This is a genomic window from Gluconacetobacter sacchari, assembly GCF_014174255.1.
Taxonomy (GTDB): domain Bacteria; phylum Pseudomonadota; class Alphaproteobacteria; order Acetobacterales; family Acetobacteraceae; genus Gluconacetobacter; species Gluconacetobacter sacchari.
Map to the genome: position 1 here is coordinate 1 of NZ_JABEQJ010000100.1, position 904 is coordinate 904.

The 904-nt window shown below is 59.7% G+C and carries 1 pseudogene; it reads right to left on the minus strand.

The features are described 5' to 3' along the window. A pseudogene (locus HLH48_RS22830) lies at window positions 1-904 on the minus strand (IS3 family transposase); the annotation flags it as partial.

The following is a 904-nucleotide window of genomic DNA, read 5'->3' on the forward strand; positions in this document are numbered from 1 at the left end:
GCATTGTCGTAACAATTTCCCTTGCCGGACATTGAGATCAACGCTCCGTGTTTCAAAATCTCACTCTGATAATCAATCGAACAATATTGACTGCCACGGTCGGAATGACAGATCAGGCCGGGCTCAGGGCGCCGAATGGCGAAGGCCCGGCGGAGCGCCGCCAGCGCCAGGTCACGGTGCAAGCGGTCACTGACGGCCCAACCGATGATGCGCCTGGAGAACAGGTCCATGACAATGGCCAGGTAAAGCCAGCCTTCCTTCGTCCAAATGTATGAAATGTCGGCTGACCATTTCTCATTCGGAGCGGTCGCGCTGAAATTCTGATCCAGCAGATTCGGGGCAACCGGCCAGGCATGTTCGCTATCCGTCGTGCGTTTGAAACGGCGCTTTTGTCGAGCGCGCAGGCCGTTGTCCCGCATGAGGCGCGCTGTTCGCCGGCGCCCGACGGACAAGCCTTGGTCCCGCAGTTCCCGGGTCATGCGCGGACTGCCATAGGTGCCGTTGGACAAGGCGAAGGCCGATCGCACATGGGCAAGCAGCACCATGTCCTGCCGTTGGCGTTGGCTGGGAGCCCGGCCACGCGACGCAAAATAGCCGCTTTGACTGACACCCAGAACCCGGCACAGTCGTTGGACAGGGAAGTCCGTTTTCGCCCGGTCAATGAGTTCGAACCTCATCGACTTCCCTCCCGAGCGAAAAAAGCCGTTGCCCGTTTCAGGATATCCCGCTCCTGGCGAAGAATTTCATTCTCGCGCCGCAGCCGCTTCAACTCCGCTGTCACGTCCTCACCCGCCAGCCGCCGATCTGGCTCGTCAATCTCCCGATCTCGGCTACGAGAGATCCATCGCGTCAGTGTCGATAGGCCGATCCCAAGATCTGCAGCTATCTCCCGTTTCGTCCGGCC